Source organism: Streptomyces celluloflavus, assembly GCA_000720995.1.
GTDB classification, from domain to species: Bacteria; Actinomycetota; Actinomycetes; order Streptomycetales; family Streptomycetaceae; genus Streptomyces; species Streptomyces celluloflavus.
This window is the reverse complement of the sequence record JOEL01000030.1, coordinates 73,224-93,035: the sequence shown is the minus strand read 5'-3', so window position 1 is coordinate 93,035 and position 19,812 is coordinate 73,224. Positions and strand designations below refer to the sequence as shown.

Sequence of the window (19,812 nt, the reverse complement as noted above, 5' to 3'; positions counted from 1 at the left end):
GGCTCGGCCGCGGGGGCGCGGGTGCGGGGTGGCGGGGGCGGACGGGTGGTGGCGGTGGGGCGTGCGTCGTCGGCCGGGGCGCATGGGTGGGGGCCGGGCGCGGCGGGGGAGCGGGCGGCGGCGGTGGGGGCTGCCAGGTGGGAGTGGGGTCCGGTTTCGTACAGGGGAAGTGCCAGCCGTGCGGAAAGGGGAAGCCGGTCGGCGGTGCGGGCGGTGAACCTCGCCCGGCGAAGGCGCAGTTGTCGCCTCCGGTCCGTCCCGCGTACGCCACCGCTGACGCCGCTCCGCCCGGCGCGGCGACCTCGGCCAGCGCGATGAACGCGAGGCACGCGGCGACCGCGAGCGCCGACCCCAGCCGGGGTGGCGGGCGCAGGGATATCCGGAGGGGTGCGCGGAGTGATGCGCGACGGGACGCGTGCATTGGTGCGCGGGTCGATGCGGACGCTGATGCGGATGTCGATGCGGGCGTCGTCGCGTGTGTCGATGGGGGTGTCGATGCGTGTATTCCACTCACGCCGGGATCCTGTGCCGCGGGGGTGCCGGTCAGCCGCGCCGTGCGGACGGTTCCCCCGAATGTGGGAAGTGGTTCGGTCCGGTGGGCGGTTGCCGTTGCGGTGTACGTGTTCGGGCACGCGGCGCGGGGTCGCCAGGTCAACCGATCGCGGCCGTCCGCACCCCCTGCCAGCAGGCCGTTTAGGGGGTGAGGCCGCTGAGTGAGGCACAATTCGCCCGCAAAGAAGATAAGTTGACGACGAGTGGCGGCGGGGCGGTAGCGGACGTGTCGGTTGATGCGGCAGGCAGGGTGGCCGGGGCGGGCGAGCCGGGGGGCGGCGCGGCGGGCGGCGAGGGCGGCGCGTGTCTGTGCGGACGGTGCCCGCACGGCACCCGCGAGGGGCACCGGCGGGCGGTCGCCGCGTTCGTCGCGCTGCGCGAGGAGTTCGCCGCGGGGCGCGGGGTGCCGGCCGGGCTCGCGCACTCCGCCGGGGCCGCCCGGCAGTGGGTGTCCGATGAACTGACGCTCTCCGCACGGACATTGGCCGAGCGGGGTGCCGCCGAGCGGACCGCCTGGCTGGTGACCGTACGGCGGCGCACCCTGCCGGCGGTGTGGGCCGGGGTCGCGGTGCTGCTGCTGGGGCAGGCGCTGACCGCCATCGGGGCGGGCTGGACGGTGGCGCGTACGGCGGGTCTTGCCGCGGCCGTCGTGGCGGCGCTCGGTCTGACGGCGGTGGCCTGGTGGCACCGCGAACACGGCGGGGTGCTGGCGCCGCTGACCGGTGAGGACCGGCGGCTGTCCACCTCGCGCGCGGTCGCGGCGCTCTGGGTGGCCGTGGCGCTGTACGCGGTGCTGATGGCGGCCGTCCAACTGGCCGCCGCGTCCGGCGGGCGTACGCGCAACCATCTGCTCGTCGGCCTCGAACTTCCCCAGGCCCAGACGTTGTTGGCGGTGCTGTTCACCGTGAGCGGGGTGGCGGTGGTGGCGCGCCGGGTGGTGGCTGTCCGGATCCGGGCGGGACGGTTGCAGAAGGTGCCCGCGGAACGTCCCCGGGCGGTGGACCTGCTGGCGGACGATGCGGGGCGCGCCAGCCTCACGGACGCGCAGTACGTGCTGGTGAACGCGGTCGTGGTGGTCTTCGCGCTGGTGCGGCTGGCCGTCCGGCCCACTCAATTGCCCGCCGTGTCATGGGGGCTGGTGGTGCTGGTGGCTCTCTCCGGGGCGGTTTATCTGGCCGGGAAGGTGGCGGAGGGCGGCCGTCCGGTCATCCTGTCGGTGGTCCGCGCCCGGGAACTGGGCGATCTCGCCGCACCGATCCGTACCGGCGACGACATCGAGATCCGCGGCACCGGCTTTCTCCCGCCGGGCGCCGGCACACCGGACCGGCTCGCCAGGACCGTCGTACGCATCGGCGCGGTGCATGTCCCGGTGCCCTTGGTCCCCGTGGCGGGCGGCTTCGCCAATCCGACGGACGGGGTCCTGACCGTGCCCGTACCGGTGGATGTGGAGCCGGGGCGGGTCGAGGTGCGGGTGGTCACGGCCGCGGGGGTGGAGACGGCCGCCTACCCGATCGACGTCCAGGAGTGAGGCCGGTGAGGACGTCGTCGACGGCGGGCACCAGGCGGGAGGGCGGGGAACGGGCCGGGACCGGGACCCGCCTGGGCGCGGGCGCCGTCCGAGGGCAGGGGCCTGCCTGAGGGGCTACGGGGTCTGCCCTACGGGCTTTCGCATCGCCCTGTGCTGCCGCCGTGCCCCCGTTGCGGCGTGGGCGCCGTGGCGGGGCCGCCGTAACGAGACGTGTGCAGGACGCGTCAGGGAACTCAGGGCACGTCAGGAGCCCTGCGGGCGGTTGTGGCGGATGGTCGCCCAGACGGCGGCGGTGACACCGGAGAGCAGCAGGCCGACGGGGACGGCGAGCAGGAGCCAGTGGCCGGGCGCGCGCCAGATGCCGAGGGCGTCGAGGACGTAACCGGTGCCGACGACGATGGCCGTGAGGCCGGCGATCAGCCGGGCCGGTTCGAAGGGGTGGCGCTTCATGAAGGGGCTCCCTGGGGGGTCGGGGCCGTCGAGGGGGTACCGGGCGGAGCGCTGGGCGTGGCGGACGGTGAGGCCGGGGCGGACGAGGTGGCCGGGGAGCCCGGAGTGGCGCGCTGGATCTCGATCTGGCCGACGCCGACCTGGACGGTGAGGTCCAGGGTGCCGCGCGGTTTCTCGCCCTTGGCGAGGCCGTCGGGCGGCAGGGTGACCGTCCGCTCCTGTTTGCCCACGGTGAACTCCACGCTGTCGTACGCCTCGTTGGGCATCCGGATGTCGCCGAGGCCGAGGGAGGTCCGCAGCTTGACGGTGACCCCCTGCGGCAGCGTCACCGCCATACGGCCGACGCCCACTTCCGCCCGGGTATGGACCGTCCGGCCGTCCTTGATGGCCAGCGAGCTGAGATCGAGAGTGCCTTCCCCGGAGCCGATGTCGTACCGCTGCTGGACGGCGGCGAGGCTGGTCGGGGTCCAGGAGCGGTACTGCCAGTGGGTGGTCAGGTTGTCGGGGAGCACCGTCGCGCCCGCGAGCAGCAGGGACGTCAGGGCGACCATGAAGACCGTGCCGCCGCCCGTCCGGCCGAACCAGGCGCTGAGCACCAGGCCCAGGCCGAGGACGACCAGCGCACCGGCCAGCCCGGCCTGCACGGACGCCGTGAGGCCGGCGTACCGGGCGACGGTGAGGGCGGTGGCGGTACCGGTGAGCAGGGCCAGCAGGAACGTCCGGCCGCCGATCGGGCGGCCGGCCCGCACCACCTTGCGCGGCGCGGCGGCGGGGTGCGGAGGCCGGACCGTGCCGGGCGGTGCGCCGCGCTCACCGGGGCGGTCGGGCTGTCCGGCGCCGTGCTCGAACGTGTAGGTGATGTCGAGGGGGGTGTTCTCGGGCCCCCACAGATAGGCGTTGGCGGCCGCCTCCTTGGAGCGGGGGTCGCGCCACCAGGAGGGGCTGTTCGGTGCGGGGGGCGCCTTGGTCTCGGGTGGGGCGTCGGCGACGGCCTGGGCCGTGGCGGCGTCCATCGTCTCCAGGCCCTCGGCCTCCGCCTGGCGGCGTCGGCGCGACCAGTAGGCGGAACCGCCCACGGTCAGCGACAGCATGATCGCGAAGGACATGACGCTGCCCTTGCCGACCGTCGTCAGGAACAGGCCGCAGCCGATGAGCGCGAGGAGCAGGGCCGTCAGCGCGGAGCCCTCGACGCGGCCGGAGAGCAGCCTGCGGCCCTCGTTCTCCTCCTCGCCGTCCATGGGGATGATCAGCCAGGCGAAGCCGTAGGCGATGAAGCCGAGGCCGCCCACGGCGAGGACGGCCAGCACGATCCGGAAGATCACCGGATCGAGGTCCCACTGCCGGCCGAGCCCGCCGCACACCCCCGCGACCACCTTCTGCCGCCGGCTGCGGCGCAGCGGCGGCAGCGGTGACTGCGGCGGGGTGGGGCCGGCGGCGTCGGCGGGCGCCGGGTCCTCGGCGCGGGCTGCATCGTTCATGGACCCATGGTGACAAGCGCGGCGGAATCCTGGAATCCGTGGAAACCCTGGCAGATCCCTGAGATCCGGGCTGAGGGGTAGGGGGCGGGGGATAAGGGGTGGGGGACAAGGGCCGAGGGGCGGGCGGCGCCGCCATCGACCCCGGACCCCTCGGGACCGCTCGGGTCCCCTCAGGTCCGCTCGGGTCCGCCCCGGACTCCTGGGCCCGTCCCGATGCCTCGGACCCGCACCGACTCCGGGGCCCGCCCGGACTCCGGGGCCCGCCCGGACTCCGGGCCCCTGACGCCTGGCCCCAGCCCGGCCGCGGCCACGACATCGTGGCCCCGACGCCCCAGGCCGGACCCTGACCCCAGGCTCGCCTCCGAGCCCACCGAGCCCACCGAAACCACCGAACTCACCGATACGCCCACCCATCCACCCCCGAAACGCCCGGCCGTCCGCCCCCGCCCGTCCTCGGACCACATCGCCCGCCGGGCTCCGCGAACCTCTCCGCACGGCCGCCGCCGCCCCCGCTGTGCCCCCATATCCCCCGCAGGTTCACATAACGCCCCGCGCCCTGCTGGCGGCCCGCCCCGAACCGGGCCGCCGACCGGGGAGTGGTGTGACGGCGGACGGTGGTGGGGAGCCGATCCGGCGGGTTCGGCGACTATCGTTACACCCTGAATACGTACGGGTTTCCGGAGGGGCGTGCGGTGGCGGAGGCGGCGTCGGTGGACGAAGGGCGACTGGTCGCCGGGCGGTATCGCCTGATGGCACGGATCGGCCAGGGCGGTATGGGCACCGTCTGGCGGGCCCGTGACGAGGTGCTCGGCCGTCAGGTCGCGGTCAAACGACTGCATGTGTCACCCCAGTTGCAGCCGGACGAGCTCGCCATGCGCTATGAGCGCACCACCCGGGAAGCGCAGGCCGCGGCACGCATCAACCATCCCAATGTGGTGGGCGTGCACGATGTCGTCGACGACGAGGGGCTGCCGTGCATCGTCATGGAGTACGTCCCGTCCGCGACGCTCGGCGACGCCATCAAGGCAGCGGCGCGGGCCGACCGTTCGGTGCTGCCGCGGGAGGCCGCCCGGATCGGGCGCGGCATGATCGCGGCGCTGCGGGCCGCGCACTCCGCGGGTGTGCTGCACCGCGACGTCAAACCGGGCAATGTGCTGCTCGGTGACGACGGCCGGGTGGTGCTGACCGACTTCGGGATCGCGGTCGCCAGTGGTACCTCCACGCTCACCAAGACCGGCGAGCTGGTGGGCTCCATCGACTACTTGGCGCCGGAACGGGTCAAGGGCGGTACCCCGGGACCCGCCTCGGACCTGTGGGCGCTGGGCGCGACGCTCTATCAGGCGGTCGAGGGGCGGCCCCCGTTCCGGAAGAACACGGCGGTCGAGACGGCGTACGCGATCGCCATGGACCCGCTGGAGCCGCCGCTCAAGGCCGGGTCGCTGGCCCCGCTCATCGAGGCGCTGCTCGCCAAGGAGCCGGCGGACCGGCCGACGGCCGAGGTCGTCGAGCAGGCGCTGCGGGCGGCCGAGGCGGAGGCGGACACCGCGCTGCTGGGCTGGCCGACGCTGGCCCTGGGGACGGTGGCCCGCGGGCGGCCGGAGCAGCCCACGGCACCCGAGACGGCCACCCGCCCGGTACCGCACCCGGACACGCAGCGGACCGCACCGGACGCCGTTACGCATACGGGAATGGCGGCCGGCACCGGGGCGGGCGCGGGCCGGGAGGCGGCCACCGGTACGGGCACGGGCGCGGCCACCGGGGCCGTGGCCGCTCCGACGGCGGTCACGGCGGGGAACGCCGCGGGGGTCGCCACCGCTGACCGTACGGACCTGCCGCCCGCGGCCCCGCCGCCCGGTAAGCGCCGTGGCCGCAGGGTCGCGATCTGGGGTGTCGTCGGGGTGCTGGCCGCCGGAAGCGGTGCGGGCGCGGTCTGGTACACGATGCATCGCGACGGCTCCGACGTGTCCAACGGAGCGGCGAACGGCAAAGGCACCGGCGACAACGGCAGCGGCAAGGCCACCCCGTCGCCGTCCGGCGGCCCGCGGAACAGCGTCGGACCGCCGCCGCCCCTCCCCAGCGGCTACCGCCTCGCCAAGGAGCCGGAGCTCGGCATCTCCTTCCCGGTGCCCGACGGCTGGCGGCGGGAGGTCAAGGACAGCGGCCGGCAGGTCACCTACAGCTCCGACGCGGAGGTCGCGGAGCTGAGGATCAACGTCCTGGACTTCGCCACGGCGGACCAGGTGCAGCACTTCAAGGAGGTCGAGGCGGACTTCAAGGAGAACTACCCGGCCTACAAGCGGCTGCGGCTCCAGGACACCGTCTTCCAGGGCGACGCCGCCGCGATCTGGGAGTTCACCTTCCAGGGCAGGTCCCGCGAGTACCGGGCCATCGACCTCGGGTTCGGCCGCGAGGGCGGCAAGGAGTACGCGATTTACGTGTCCGCGCCGAGCGCGACATGGAAGAGGTCCGAAGAGGTCTTCTCGCAGGTGAAGGACGGGTTCCGTAAGACGGAGCCGACGAGCTGAGGCGTGCCGTCGGAGCCCGTCGGCGCCCGTGGCGGGTTTCCGGGGTGCCGCCGGCGGACCGGCCGCGCCCCGGAAGCCCCCGACGCAAGGTCAGGGGCGTCCTCAGGGTCGCCCCTGATGCCCCGGACCCCGGTCGCATGTGACGATCGGGGACATGACCACCGCGCCGCCCCGCGCCGAGACGATCTACGACGCGGCACCAGCCCCCGACGATCCGCCCGTGCGCAGGCTCTATCGCAGCGCCGACGGCCGGATGCTCGGTGGCGTCGCGCGCGGCCTCGCCGGGCACCTCGGGTTGCCGGTCTCCTGGGTCCGGGTCGTGTTCGTGGCCCTCTTCATGGCCGAGGGCATGGGCGCGCTGCTCTACGCCGCCTTCTGGTTCTTCGTTCCGCTCGGCGTCGGCGGCGTCGAGGACAAGCGCGCCGCATCGCCCGACGACAAGCGGCGGCTGCTGGGCCGCAAGCCCGAGAAGGGCCAGCTCTTCGCGCTGATCGCGCTGCTGATCGGCGCCGCGGTCGTCGCCTCCAGATTCCAGCTCGGCCAGGCCAACGGCTATCTCTGGCCGCTGCTGCTGATCGCCGCCGGTGTTGCCGTGGTGTGGCGGCAGGCCGACAACGCCCGCCGCGCCCAGTGGCTGGAGCTCGGCCGCCGCAAGGATCTGCTGACGGTGCTGCGCGGCGGGGCCGGTGTGGTGCTGGTCGGCGCCGGGGTCACCGGCATCGTCGTGCTCCAGGGCTCGGTGCGGCATCTCGGCTCGGTGCTGCAGGCGTCGCTCGCCGTCATCGTCGGCATCGCGCTGCTGGCCGGCCCCTATCTGGTGCGGATCACCCAGGACCTCTCCGAGGAACGGCTGATGCGCATCCGCGCCCAGGAGCGCGCCGAGGTCGCCGCCCATGTCCACGACTCCGTCCTGCACACCCTCACCCTGATCCAGCGCAACGCCGACGACCCCCGGGAGGTCGCCCGGCTCGCCCGCGCCCAGGAGCGCGAGCTGCGCGCCTGGCTCTACAAACCCGAGGGCCGCGGCAAGGACGAGGACGAGCAGCCGGACACCCTGGCGGAGGCGGTCCGCGCGGCGGCCGCCGAGGTCGAGGACCACCACGGCGTCCCCATCGAGGTCGTGGTCGTCGGCGACTGCCCGCTGGACGAGGCGCTCGGCGCGCAGATGCAGGCCGCCCGCGAGGCGATGGTCAATGCCGCCAAGTACGGCGGCGAGGGCGGCGCCGTGCAGGTGTTCGCCGAGGTGGAGGGCCGTACGGTCTTCGTCTCGGTGCGCGACCACGGCCCCGGATTCGACCTGGACGCGGTACCCGAGGACCGGATGGGCGTACGGGAATCCATCATCGGCCGGATGGAGCGCAACGGCGGCACCGCCCGGCTGCGCTCCGCCCCCGACGGCGGCACCGTCGTCGAGCTGGAGATGGAGCGCACGGAATGACCGGCCGGCCCGGCCGCCGCCCTGCCCGGTGCATCCGGCGAAGACCGCGCCGCAAGGCGGGCCGACGGGTGGCCACCGACGGCGCCGGACGGACCGCGGCGGGCGCCGCGGCACGGGCCGGTGCAGACACGGCGGAGCGGGGCACGGGATGATGTCGGGGCAGACACCGAGGGACGGACGGACGAGATGAGCAGCGACGGCGCACAGCACGGCGCACAGCAGGACGGTGCCGGAAGCGGTACGGACGGGGGGCGGACCGTACGGGTCGTGCTGGTCGACGACCACCGGATGTTCCGTACCGGTGTCCAGGCCGAGATCGGCGAGACCGGGCGCACCGGCGTCGAGGTGGTCGGCGAGGCCGCCGACGTCGACCAGGCGCTCACGGTCATCGCGGCCACCCGCCCCGAGGTCGTCCTCCTGGACGTCCACCTCCCCGGGGGCGGCGGTGTCGAGGTGCTGCGCCGCAGCGCCTCGATGATGGCCGACGCGGACCGCCCCGTCCGCTTCCTGGCGCTCTCCGTCTCCGACGCCGCCGAGGACGTCATCGGCGTCATCCGCGGCGGCGCCCGCGGCTATGTCACCAAGACCATCACCGGCACCGACCTGGTCGACGCCATCTTCCGGGTCTCCGACGGCGACGCGGTCTTCTCGCCGCGGCTGGCCGGTTTCGTCCTGGACGCCTTCGCCTCCACGGACGCCCCGCCGGTCGACGAGGACATGGACCGCCTCACCCAGCGCGAGCGCGAGGTCCTGCGGCTGATCGCGCGCGGGTACGCCTACAAGGAGATCGCCAAGCAGCTGTTCATCTCCGTCAAGACGGTCGAATCGCATGTCTCGGCGGTGCTGCGCAAGCTCCAGCTCTCCAACCGCCATGAACTGACGCGGTGGGCGACGGCCCGTCGGCTGGTCTGACACCCGCCCGCCCGGCCCGTCCGCAGCCGGTCGCCCCCGGCGGCGTACGGGCGGCGGGTGCCGGGTACGCGGACCACGCCCCGGACCGGAGCCGCAGGTGGAGGCCGGTCGGAAGTCGCAGGTAAAGAAGGGGCAACCACGGGCAACCAGGACGACGCCGATCGCCATCTAAGGGCGCGGAGAGGCCAGTCGCCGAAGGCGCGGACCGAACCATCCCACGTCCTTCGCGTACATGTCCTGGAAGCGAGATCCCGATGAGCCTGACGGGCACGCCCTTCTTCCTCACCTCGATCGCGCTGCTGATAGTCGCCTTCGTGCTGCCCTTCGCGCTCTGGAGCCGGATAGCGGGACCGCCCGTGCTCCGCGGTCTCGGCAGGCTGGCGATGCTGGTGTTCGCACAGTTCACGGCCATCACGGTGGTCTTCGTCGCGGTCAACAACGCGAACAACCTCTACGACACCTGGGACGATCTGCTCGGCACCGGCAGCCATATCGAGGCGGCCAGGGACCTCGGCCCGGACGGTATGGGCGGCCGGCAGGTCAAGGACGAGCCCAAGGAGCTCCAGAAGTTCCGGCCGGCGGACGACCCGGTGGTGGGGCCGGGCGTCCAGATGACCGACCTCAGCGGCAAGATCTCGGGGGTCAGCGGCGAGGTGTACGTGTGGCTGCCGCCGCAGTACAACGAGCCCGCGTACAAGGACAAGAAGTTCCCGGTGGTCGAGGTGCTGCCCGGCTACCCCGGTTCGTCGAAGTCCTGGCTGGGATCGCTGGACGCGGGCAAGCAGCTCCAGCCGCTGATGCAGAGCGGCGAGATCAAGCCGTTCATCATCGTCGCGCCGCGCACCAACGTGCTCACCAACGCCGACACCGGGTGCGTCAACATCCCGGGGAAGGTCAACGCCGACAGCTGGCTGACCGTCGACGTGCGCCAGATGGTCATCGACAACTTCCGGGCCGGCGACCAGCCGGACTCCTGGGCCCTCGCGGGCTATTCGGCGGGCGCCCACTGCGCCGCCAAGCTCGCACTGTCCCACCCCGACCGCTACCGCGCCGCCGTCGCCATGTCCGGCTACAACGACCCGGCGATAGAGAAGGACTCGCTCGCGGGCAAGGACCCGAAGCTGCGCACCGAGTCGAACCCGATGCACATCCTGAAGACCGCCAACGCGAACGGAAAGCCGCCGCGGCTGGCGCTGTACGTGTCGGGTGCGGTGGGCGACGGATACGAGGCCGGTATCGGGCTCAAGCAGCTCGCGAAGAAGCCGACGACGGTGACCGTCACGAAGATCTCGTCGGGCGCCGGCGGCCACGCCACATCGGTGTGGCGGAACCAGGTACCGGAGATCTCCCGGTGGCTGGGGCAGCAGCTCACGCCGTGAAGACGGCGGCCGTGACCGGGGCGCGGAGCCGCCAGCCCAGGGCTTCGTAGAGCGCCCGGCCGTCGGGGCTGGCGACCAGCACGCCCTGCCCGGCACCGAGTTCGGCCGCGCGGCGGGCCAGGGACGCCATCAGGAAGCGGCCCAGGCCACGGCGCCGGTGCGCGGCTTCGGTGCCGATCATGTCGAAGACGGCGGCAGCGGCGCACGGCGGGGCCGGGGCGGAGTGCGCGGCGCCGCCCGGCGCTCCGGTGGTGAGGGCGGCGCGCCCGCTCGCGGCGGGGACGGCGCCACCGGAACCGGAACCAGTACCAGTACCAGAGCCGGAGCACAGGACGCGGGCGTCGATGATGCCGTCGTGGTCGGTGAGGTCGAGGGTGTAGCCGGGCGGCGGGGTGGCCGGCGGCATCGGTGCCAGGGCGGACACCATCAGATACTGCGGTTCGCTGATCTTCCAGGCGGGGGTCAGGGCCGGTTCGAGCGCCTCGCGCGGGGCGCAGACCTTGATCCAGAGGCCCGGGGTGTCGATGGCGCCGACGAGGTCGCGCAGCACGGCCGGGTCCGCGGCCGGCAGGACGTACCGCGCGCGGTGGTTCGGCGATCCGACCTCGATCCGGAACCCGCCCGGAACGTCCCGCGGCGCGTCCGTACCCCGCGAGCGTGCCCAGCCGTCGACCCAGGTACGTACGACGGCCGGCAGTTCTCCGAGGGAGCCGCCCGCGGCGACGAGAGGATCAGTCACGCCGCCGAGCGTAGGGCACCCCGAACGGGCAAGCGACCGAATTGCCGGGGCAGTTGGCGATGGGGCAGTTGGTGGCCGGCGCCGGGGCGCGGCGCGCCGACGTGCGGTGCGGGCGCCGTTCCCCGAGGCGCGGATGCCGCCGGACGAGGCGGGGGAGACGCCCCGTGGCGGCCCGGCCCGCAGGCCGCCACGACGCGACGGAGCCGGGCCTCCGGAGCGCCGCGTCCGGCCGCTACGCGGGCCGGGTGGCCCCCGCGAACGGCATCTGGTTGATCGGCGCGATCCGTACCGGTGCGCCCGGATGCGGGGCGTGGATCATCTTGCCGTCGCCGATGTAGAGCCCGACATGGCTGATGCCGGAGAAGAAGAACACCAGGTCGCCGGGGGCGAGCCGGGACTTGTCGATCCGCGGCCCGGAGCTGATCTGGGTGTAGGTCGTCCGGGGCAGCGAGACCCCGCCGGCCCTCCAGGCGGCCTGGGTCAGCCCCGAGCAGTCGTACGCGGCGGGGCCCGTCGCGCCCCATACGTACGGTTTGCCGAGCGCGGCGTACGCGAAGGAAACGGCCTGTGCGGCACGGGGGTTGGGCGCGGCCGCCGCGGAGTGGGAGGTGTGCGCGGACGACGACCGGCCGGTCCGGTCCGCGGACCCGGGCCCGTCGGAGCCGTCCTCGTCCCGCACCTGCTGCCGCTGCTCGGCGGTCAGCTCGTTCAGCAACTGCTCGGCGGAGGCCAGCTTCCGGGTGATCGTGGCGCGGTTGCGGGCCAGCGTGGCCTCGGTGCTCCGCAGCTGTTCCGCGGTGTCCTCGGCCCGCGCGCGGACCTGCTGGACGCTGCCGAGCCGGCGTGCGTAACCGGCGATGGCGTTCGCCTGGTGGCTGCCCGCGCGCTCCAGGACGGCGGCGCCGTCCAGATAGCGCTGCGGATCCGAGGAGAGCAGCAGCCGGACGGTGGGGTGCACACCGCCGGACCGGTACTGGCCGGCGGCCAGGGTGCCCAGCTCGCTCCGTGCGGCGTTCAGCTGCTCGGTCCGGCGGGCGGCCTCGTCCTGCAGCCTGCTCAGCTCCTGGTGCGCGGCCGCGGCCCGCTCCTTCGCGCCGTCGTACTTCTCCGTCGCCACCTCGGCCTCCTGGTACAGCGCGTCGACCCGTTCCTTGACCTGGGCGGGGGTCGGGCGGGGCGCGGCCTCGGCCGGGGCGTCGAAGGCGGTGGCGGAGGCGACGCCCGCGAGCGCCAGGGTCGCGGCCGTACGGGCGATGCCGGGCTTCCGGGCGGTGCGCGGGGCGCCGTCGGCGAGCAGGAACGAGAGCGTGCGGGGGTACTGCTTGGGCTTGCGGTGCGACGCCACGGGGGCCGTCACTTCCTTCCCTACGGGCCTTGCGGTCCGGGTGATCCGGCCTGTGCGGGTGGTGCGGCCGGGCCGCGGCGGCTCGGGGGAGGAGCCGCCGCGGCCCGGTGATCCGGGGTGGTCCGGCGGCGGCCCGTTACCGGGGAGGGCGGGCCGCCGCCGTTCCTGTCGCCGGTCTCCGTCCCCGCCGGGCCACCGGGGCGGAGGCCGGCGGCCCGGCGGGGAGTCGACCGCCTGGAGGAGGAAGCTAAGCCTGCGCGTCACGGCGGAGGACCCACTTGCCCGGCACTGTCCGCATCCGACCGCCGCCGGTGCGTGGATGACCGTGGTGCTGCCGTCGCCGACGCCGGATTCGCCCTGTCCTGACCGAAGTGGCGATTGCGGGCGCCCTGCCCAATGGCGCGTGCTACACGGCGGATACGATCCAGCACTATGGACGTAGTAATCAATATCTTCGTCGGGCTGCACATCATCGGCATCGCCTCGCTCCTGGGCGGCTTCCTCACCCAGATGAAGGCGATGAACGGCGCCGGCGCCCGCTTCGTGCCGGCCATGCTGCACGGCGCGCTGACGATGCTGGTCACCGGCATCGTGCTGGTCGGCCTCAACCAGTCCCAGGACCACACCGTCAACAACGTCAAGATCGGCATCAAGCTGGCCCTGCTGGTGGTGATCCTGGCGCTGGTCTACGTCAAGCGGGACGAGGAGAAGATCGCCAAGCCGCTCTTCGGCACCGTCGGCCTGCTCACCGTCACCAACATCTTCATCGCGGTGCTCTGGACCTGAGCCGCGGGCCGCGGGGGACGGAACGTCGCACCCCGCGGCGGGACGGACCGCCACGTACCGGACGGCCGCGGGGCGCCGGGCCCGGACCGCCGGCCGCTCCGGGGCCGACTTCGACCACTCGCGGGCGGACTGTCGGTGGGGCGGCCTAGACTCGGTGGGCGATGAGCAGCCTCTTTGACGACAGCTTCCTGGCGGACCTCGGCCCCTCGGGTGAGGAGCCCCCGCCGCCGCCCGAGGACGAGCACGGCCCGGCCCCGGAGGAGATCCCCGCCGACCTCTTCGGCGGCGCCTTCGACGCGCCCGTGCCCAGGGACGCGTACTACCGCGACGGCGCCGCCCGCCCCGCCGTCGATCCGGCGGCGCTGCTGGAGGGTCTCAACGACGAACAGAAAGCGGCCGTGGTGCACACCGGCGGCCCGCTGCTGATCGTCGCCGGCGCAGGCTCCGGCAAGACCCGGGTGCTGACCCACCGCATCGCGCATCTGCTCGGCGCGCGCGGCGTCCACCCCGGCCAGATCCTCGCGATCACCTTCACCAACAAGGCCGCGGGCGAGATGAAGGAGCGCGTCGAGGAGCTGGTCGGCCCGCGCGCCAACGCCATGTGGGTCTCCACCTTCCACAGCGCGTGCGTCCGCATCCTGCGCCGCGAGTCCAAGAAGCTCGGCTTCACGTCCTCCTTCTCGATCTACGACGCCGCCGACTCCAAGCGCCTGATGGCCCTCGTCTGCCGCGATCTCGACCTGGACCCCAAGCGCTTCCCGCCCAAGTCCTTCAGCGCGAAGATCTCCAACCTCAAGAACGAGCTCATCGACGAGGAGGAGTTCGCCGGCACCGCCGCCGACGGCTTCGAGAAGACCCTGGCCCAGGCGTACGCGATGTACCAGTCGCGGCTGCGCGAGGCCAACGCCCTGGACTTCGACGACATCATCATGACGACGGTCCACCTGCTCCAGGCGTTCCCGGACGTCGCCGACCACTACCGCCGCCGCTTCCGGCACGTCCTCGTCGACGAGTACCAGGACACCAACCACGCGCAGTACACCCTCGTACGCGAACTCGTCGGTCCGGCCGAGTCCGCCGCCGAACTGTGCGTCGTCGGCGACGCCGACCAGTCGATCTACGCCTTCCGCGGCGCCACGATCCGCAACATCCTCCAGTTCGAGGAGGACTACCCGGACGCCACGACCATCCTGCTGGAGCAGAACTACCGCTCCAGCCAGACGATCCTCAGCGCCGCCAACGCGGTCATCGAGCGCAACGAGAACCGCCGCCCCAAGAACCTCTGGACGGACGCCGGCGCGGGCCCCCGCATCACCGGCTACGTCGCCGACACCGAGCACGACGAGGCGCAGTTCGCCGCCGACGAGATCGACCGGCTGACGGACGCCGGCGACGCCAAGGCCGGCGACGTCGCGGTCTTCTACCGCACCAACGCCCAGTCCCGTGTCTTCGAAGAGATCTTCATCCGGGTCGGGCTGCCCTACAAGGTCGTCGGCGGCGTGCGCTTCTACGAGCGCAAGGAGGTCCGCGACATCCTCGCGTACCTGCGGGTGCTCGCCAACCCCGAGGACACCGTCCCGCTGCGCCGCATCCTGAACGTCCCCAAGCGCGGTATCGGCGACCGTGCCGAGGCGATGATCGACGCCCTGTCGGCGCGCGAGAAGATCACCTTCCCGCAGGCGCTGCGCCGGGTCGACGAGGCGTACGGCATGGCCGCCCGCTCCGCCAACGCCGTCAAGCGGTTCAACGTCCTGATGGAGGAGCTGCGCACCATCGTCGAGTCCGGCGCCGGTCCCGCGACCGTCCTGGAAGCGGTACTGGAGCGCACCGGCTACCTCGCCGAGCTCCAGTCCTCCACCGACCCGCAGGACGAGACCCGGATCGAGAACCTCCAGGAACTGGCCGCCGTGGCCCTGGAGTTCGAACAGGACCGCGGCGAGGGGACCCCCGCCGAGGCCGACGAGCCGGGAACCGCCCCCACCGCCACCCTCGCCGACTTCCTGGAGCAGGTCGCGCTGGTCACCGACTCCGACCAGATCCCGGACGAGGACGAGGACGGCAGCGGCGTGATCACCCTCATGACGCTGCACACCGCCAAGGGCCTGGAATTCCCGGTCGTCTTCCTCACCGGCCTGGAGGACGGCGTCTTCCCGCACATGCGCTCGCTGGGCCAGACCAAGGAGCTGGAGGAGGAGCGCCGGCTGGCGTATGTGGGCATCACCCGCGCCCGCGAACGGCTCTACCTCACCCGCGCGACGATGCGCAGCGCCTGGGGCCAGCCCTCGTACAACCCGCCCTCCCGGTTCCTGGAGGAGATCCCGGACCAGTACGTGGAGTGGAAGCGCACCGGGCCCGCGACGCCGTCCGCCACGATGGGCGGACTCTCGTCGGGCGGCGGGAGCGGCGGCGGTATCGGGTCCACCCTGTCGTCGGCCCGCGCGAAGGGGCCCAGCGGCTTCGCGACCCGGCGCGCCAAGGACCGCCCCGTCGTCTCGCTGGCCGCCGGGGACCGCGTCACACACGACAGCTTCGGCCTCGGCACCGTCGTCGCGGTCAAGGGCAGCGGGGACAACGCCGAGGCGACCATCGACTTCGGCGGCGAGAAGCCGAAGCGGCTGCTCCTGCGGTACGCACCGGTGGAGAAGCTGTAGCGCCGCCCGCCCGGCCGTCCGGCCAACGGCGAAGGGCCGGGACATCGTCCCGGCCCTGGACGGCCACTCGCCGCGCGCCCGTGCGTCCGGCGGTCAGCCGGCAGCCGGGCGCGTCCGGCGGTCAGTTGGGATTGAGACCGTGGCTGCGCAGCCACGGCAGCGGGTCGATCGGCGAGTCGCCGCCGGGACGCACCTCGAAGTGCATATGCGGCCCGGTGGAGTTCCCGGACTTGCCCGAATAGGCGATCGTCTCACCGGCCTTGACCGAACCGGAGCGGATCTTGGTGCTGCTCAGGTGGCAGTACCAGGTCTCGGTCCCGTCGGGCGCCGTCACGATCGCCATGTTGCCGTACGCGGTGTTCACCTGGGTCCGTACGGTGCCGTCGGTGGCGGCCATGACGGGAGTGCCCAGGCCGACCGGGAAGTCGATCCCGGTGTGCACGGACATCCAGTTGACACCGGCCTGGCCGAAGAGCGCGCTCAGCCCGTGCTGCGCGACCGGCAGCGCGAACTTGGGGCGGGCGGCCTCCTTGCGGGCCGCCTCGTCCTTCTTGCGCTTCTTCTCCGCGGCCTGCCGCGCCTTGAGGTCGATCCGCTCCTGGGTGCGGCTGGCCCGGTCGGCGAAGTCGTCGGCACCGCTGCTGAGTCCGGCGAGCTGGGTGTCGAGCTTGCTGTTGGCCGCGGCGGCCTTGACGGACCCGAGGTCCGCCGCGGCCTGCATGGTCTTGTCGTCCTTGCCGCCCTTGTCGTCCCCGCCGAGGCCGGAGACGGAGGCGGCGGCCACGGCGCACACCCCCAGCGCGGCGACCGACGGTACGGCGACGGTCAGCAGCGCCGAGCGCTTGACCGTACGCCGACGCCCGCGGCCCCGGGCCGCCTTGTCGGTGTCCGGCGCGGTCCCCGGCGTGCTGTCGGAGCCGGCATCGGGGCCGGGGACGGCGAGGGCGATCGGCATGGCCTGCGTCATCGCATCGGCGACGGCGGCGGCGCCGGGAAGGTCCGGGGCGGCGGGCGAGCGGAACTCGTCGCCGGCGCCGGGCTCGTGTCCCTCGTGCGGCTGCCCGGCGGGCTGGGGGGAGGCGGCCGGCCGGCCGGTGCTCCGGGGGGAGATGGTCTCGTGGGTGACGGTCTCGAACTGGCTGGCCTCGTACCGGCCGGATCCGTACGGGCCCGGATCGTCCCAGGTGGTGGTGTCCCACAGGACGGTGTCGTCCGGCGACGGGCCGGGCTGCGCCGGGATGCCGGGGATCAGATCCCGGTCCACGACGGCCCACACCGCGGTGGCCTCGTAACTCCCGGCCGCACTCCCGGAGTCCTCGGCCGCGGCGGCCGGATAGCCGCCGTTGCCGTGGTCATGGCCGGGGGTGTGGTGGTCCGGGGTGTGGTGGTCCGGGGCGGCGTAGCCCCCGGTCCCGTAGGCCCCGGTGGTCCCGTGGCCCGCGGTGTCGTACGGGCCGGTGGGGTAGCTCCCGGAGCCGTACGCGGCGCCGGAGTAGCCGTCGGCGGAGTGGCCGGTGGCGGGGTGGCCGGTGGTCTGCCAGCCGCCCGTGTCGTACGGCGCGCTGTCGTAGGCGGGTGTCCCGTACGCGGTGTGGGCGTACGGGTCGTACGAGCCGTGGCCCGCGGCGGCCGGCTGTCCGCCGATGTCGTACGTGGTGGTGGCGTAACCGTCCGCGGCATAGCCGTTCGTGGCGTACGGGCCCGTGTTGTACGCGCCGGTGTCGTACGCGGTTCCGGGGTAGGCGCCGGGGGTATCCGCGCCGCCCATGCCGTAGTAGGGCGTGTCGTACGCGCCCGTGCCGTGCCGGTCGGTGTCGGTGGCGGGGAACGAACCGAAGAGGGGGTCGCCGCTGCCGTACTCGGCATGGCCGTGCGCGGCCGGCTGCTGCCCGTAGGGGTCGTAGGCCGGGTACTGCGCATACGAGGCGTCGGAAGTGGAGCCGGTCGGAAGCGGAGCTCCCGGTGGGGGACGGTCGTTCACCAACTTCTCTTTCGCCTCGGCATCAGGAGAATTAGCGGCGACTGTACCCGGCGGTACACGACGCCGACAATCTCCGGCAGGTTTCGGGCTCGGTGAGACCGGGCATTTGGCCGCCTTTCGGCAGTGCGATGCGAGTTCTTGGCGCCTCGTTCGAAACCTGTTCGACGGTATTCCGGGCGTGTGGGGGAGGGGCTCGGGAGAGCGCCGGAAGGGCCTCGGTAGGGGTTCCGGAAGTGCGCCGGGAGTACGCCACGAGTACGTCGGAAAAAACCTCATAAATATGTCGGCGGCCTCTCGGGAGAGTCTTGCGGGCTCCTTGTGCGTTCCCTGCCATCTCCTTGTCGGCACCTCGGAAATGCGCGGCTGTCGGGGTGGGTGGGGCGAGGTGGGAGTCAGGCCACCGAAATGACGTGCTCAGTCCCCTCTGCCGCCTCATTCGCCTCTGCCGTCTCCGCCGAGGCCAGCGCCTCGCGTATACCCGCCGCGACAGCGCCGTTGACCGGCAGCGCGAGATGTCCGACACCGGCGATATGCACATTGGACGCGAGGAGGTCCGGGTGATCGATGCGCGCCGTCCCAATCGGCACCATCACCTGGTCCGCCTCGCTCCAGAACGCGACGAAACGCGTCCGGCAGTGCGGGGCCGGACCCGCCAACTCCGCGATCAGCGCGGAATCCGGGCGCAACTGCCGGACGAGCGGGTGTGCCGACATCAGGGGGGCCACGCGAGTGCCGGAGTGCGGGGTGCCGAGCGTGATGACGGTGCGGACGCGGGCGTCGCCGCCGAGCCGCTGTACGTAATAACGGGCGATGAGCCCGCCGAGGCTGTGCCCGACGATGTCCACCCGGCGGTGCCCGGTCCGCGCGCAGACCTCCGCCACATACCGGCTCAACAGCTCGGCGGCCGCGCGGAGATCGCAGGTCAGCGGGGAGAAGTTGAGCGCCACGACATGCCGCCGGCCGTGCCGGAGCAGGGTGCGGCGCAGCAGCACGAAGACGGAACGGTTGTCGATGAAGCCGTGGAGCAGGAGGACCGGCGGCTGCGTACGGCCCTCGTCGGGGAGGGCGGGTGCGGGGTGCGGGAGGTGCCGCTCCTGGGTGATACCGGTCGGATAGAGCAGCAGATGTCCGGCGAGGACCGCCAACTCCACGGCCGTGCTGCCGAAACGGGTACGGAAAAAGGGCATGGCCTGCATGGGCCGACCTCCCGAACGGCATGCGGGAGGCGGCTCCGGCCCCCGTATGCCCTCATGGGAAGCCGTGCGCGGCGATGTCGAGATGTGGTGCCCGTGGTGCGTACGCGCCCAGCTGCGCGGCGCACGGCGCGGCGGTCCGGCTGCGGCTCCCCTGACGCCCGCCCCGCGAACTCCGCCGCCCGGCTCCGGCGGCACCACACGCGGAACGCGGCGCGTAGCGAACGTGTCCCGGTGTGTGATTTCCCCCTCCCTGCATGTCACGAAACGGCCGGGTGCGCGATGCTGGCGATAACGTTCGTTCACGCTCGTGGCCGCCGGATCGCGGTCGCGCGATCGATTGTCGGCTCGGCGGCACCGCTCTGCGCGTGCCGTGCATGGCTTGGAGGCAGTGATGAGTGTGGCTCGGCATGACGGAGCGCAAGCGGGAAGCCAGGGCGCGGTGGGCAGGTCCGGGCCGATCCGGGTGGTGGTGGCCAAGCCGGGGCTGGACGGCCACGACCGGGGCGCCAAGGTGATCGCACGGGCGCTGCGGGACGCGGGCATGGAGGTCATCTACACCGGGCTGCACCAGACCCCGGAGCAGATCGTCGACACGGCGATCCAGGAGGACGCCGACGCGATCGGGCTCTCCATCCTCTCCGGTGCCCACAACACCCTTTTCGCAAAGGTGATCGCCCTGCTGGCGGAGCGCGACGCGGCGGACATCAAGGTCTTCGGCGGCGGCATCATCCCCGAAGCGGACATCGCCCCGCTCAAGGCCCAGGGCGTCGCGGAAATCTTCACACCGGGCGCGACGACCACCTCCATCGTGGCGTGGGTGACCGCGAACGTACGGCCGCTGTCGGTCTGAGG

General features: G+C 73.1%; 14 protein-coding genes. 8 read left to right on the top strand and 6 right to left on the bottom strand.

Annotation, left to right across the window (positions count from 1 at the left end):
- The first annotated feature begins 802 nt into the window (after positions 1–802).
- Positions 803–2,080: a hypothetical protein gene (locus IH09_RS24225; RefSeq protein WP_052859585.1), complete on the top strand. Its 1,278-nt coding sequence runs from the start codon at positions 803–805 to the stop codon at positions 2,078–2,080.
- 243 nt (positions 2,081–2,323) lie between these two features.
- Here the strand turns inward: IH09_RS24225 and IH09_RS24220 are convergent, their stop codons facing one another.
- Both IH09_RS24220 and IH09_RS24215 read right to left on the bottom strand, forming a co-directional pair.
- Positions 2,324–2,530, bottom strand: coding sequence for a hypothetical protein (locus IH09_RS24220; RefSeq protein ID WP_052859584.1), 207 nt, complete (start codon positions 2,528–2,530; stop codon positions 2,324–2,326).
- Positions 2,527–4,008: a PspC domain-containing protein gene (locus IH09_RS24215; protein ID WP_052859583.1), complete on the bottom strand. Its 1,482-nt coding sequence runs from the start codon at positions 4,006–4,008 to the stop codon at positions 2,527–2,529. The genes IH09_RS24220 and IH09_RS24215 overlap by 4 nt, the downstream gene beginning before the upstream one ends.
- 773 nt (positions 4,009–4,781) lie before the next feature.
- Between IH09_RS24215 and IH09_RS24210 the strand changes: the two genes are divergently transcribed.
- The 4 genes from IH09_RS24210 to IH09_RS24195 all read left to right on the top strand — a co-directional run bounded on the left by IH09_RS24210 (position 4,782) and on the right by IH09_RS24195 (position 10,262).
- Positions 4,782–6,533, top strand: coding sequence for a serine/threonine-protein kinase (locus IH09_RS24210; protein ID WP_240150417.1), 1,752 nt, complete (start codon positions 4,782–4,784; stop codon positions 6,531–6,533).
- Positions 6,534–6,687: 154 nt separating this feature from the next.
- Positions 6,688–7,971 (top strand): ATP-binding protein, encoded by a 1,284-nt coding sequence (locus tag IH09_RS24205; RefSeq protein ID WP_052859589.1) that lies wholly within the window; start codon positions 6,688–6,690, stop codon positions 7,969–7,971.
- 186 nt (positions 7,972–8,157) lie between these two features.
- On the top strand, positions 8,158–8,883 hold the full coding sequence (locus IH09_RS24200; protein WP_052859582.1) for a LuxR C-terminal-related transcriptional regulator: 726 nt from the start codon (positions 8,158–8,160) through the stop codon (positions 8,881–8,883).
- A gap of 254 nt (positions 8,884–9,137) precedes the next feature.
- Positions 9,138–10,262: an alpha/beta hydrolase gene (locus IH09_RS24195; RefSeq protein ID WP_052859581.1), complete on the top strand. Its 1,125-nt coding sequence runs from the start codon at positions 9,138–9,140 to the stop codon at positions 10,260–10,262.
- Here the strand turns inward: IH09_RS24195 and IH09_RS24190 are convergent.
- Together IH09_RS24190 and IH09_RS24185 are read right to left on the bottom strand one after the other, a co-directional pair.
- The gene (locus IH09_RS24190) at positions 10,252–11,001 is read right to left on the bottom strand and encodes a GNAT family N-acetyltransferase (RefSeq protein WP_052859580.1); all 750 of its coding nucleotides are present in this window, start codon (positions 10,999–11,001) and stop codon (positions 10,252–10,254) included. The two genes, IH09_RS24195 and IH09_RS24190, sit on opposite strands and share 11 nt — an antisense overlap.
- Positions 11,002–11,233: 232 nt before the next feature.
- Complete coding sequence (locus IH09_RS24185) at positions 11,234–12,346, bottom strand: C40 family peptidase (protein ID WP_052859579.1); 1,113 nt, start codon at positions 12,344–12,346, stop codon at positions 11,234–11,236.
- 432 nt (positions 12,347–12,778) lie between these two features.
- Here IH09_RS24185 and IH09_RS24180 point away from each other — a divergent pair, with 432 nt between their 5' ends.
- Complete coding sequence (locus IH09_RS24180) at positions 12,779–13,132, top strand: hypothetical protein (RefSeq protein WP_052859578.1); 354 nt, start codon at positions 12,779–12,781, stop codon at positions 13,130–13,132.
- 161 nt (positions 13,133–13,293) lie between these two features.
- Complete coding sequence (gene pcrA / locus IH09_RS24175) at positions 13,294–15,783, top strand: DNA helicase PcrA (RefSeq protein WP_052859577.1); 2,490 nt, start codon at positions 13,294–13,296, stop codon at positions 15,781–15,783.
- 121 nt (positions 15,784–15,904) lie between these two features.
- Here the strand turns inward: pcrA and IH09_RS24170 are convergent, their stop codons facing one another.
- Both IH09_RS24170 and IH09_RS24165 read right to left on the bottom strand, forming a co-directional pair.
- Entirely contained in the window at positions 15,905–17,764 is a 1,860-nt protein-coding gene (locus IH09_RS24170; protein WP_052859576.1) for a peptidoglycan DD-metalloendopeptidase family protein, read from the bottom strand.
- Between the two features lie 392 nt (positions 17,765–18,156).
- The gene (locus IH09_RS24165) at positions 18,157–18,960 is read right to left on the bottom strand and encodes an esterase/lipase family protein (RefSeq protein ID WP_110952548.1); all 804 of its coding nucleotides are present in this window, start codon (positions 18,958–18,960) and stop codon (positions 18,157–18,159) included.
- A 439-nt stretch (positions 18,961–19,399) separates the two neighbouring features.
- Between IH09_RS24165 and IH09_RS24160 the strand changes: the two genes are divergently transcribed.
- Positions 19,400–19,810, top strand: a complete 411-nt coding sequence (locus IH09_RS24160; protein ID WP_052859575.1) for a cobalamin B12-binding domain-containing protein — start codon at positions 19,400–19,402, stop codon at positions 19,808–19,810.
- Positions 19,811–19,812: the final 2 nt, after the last annotated feature.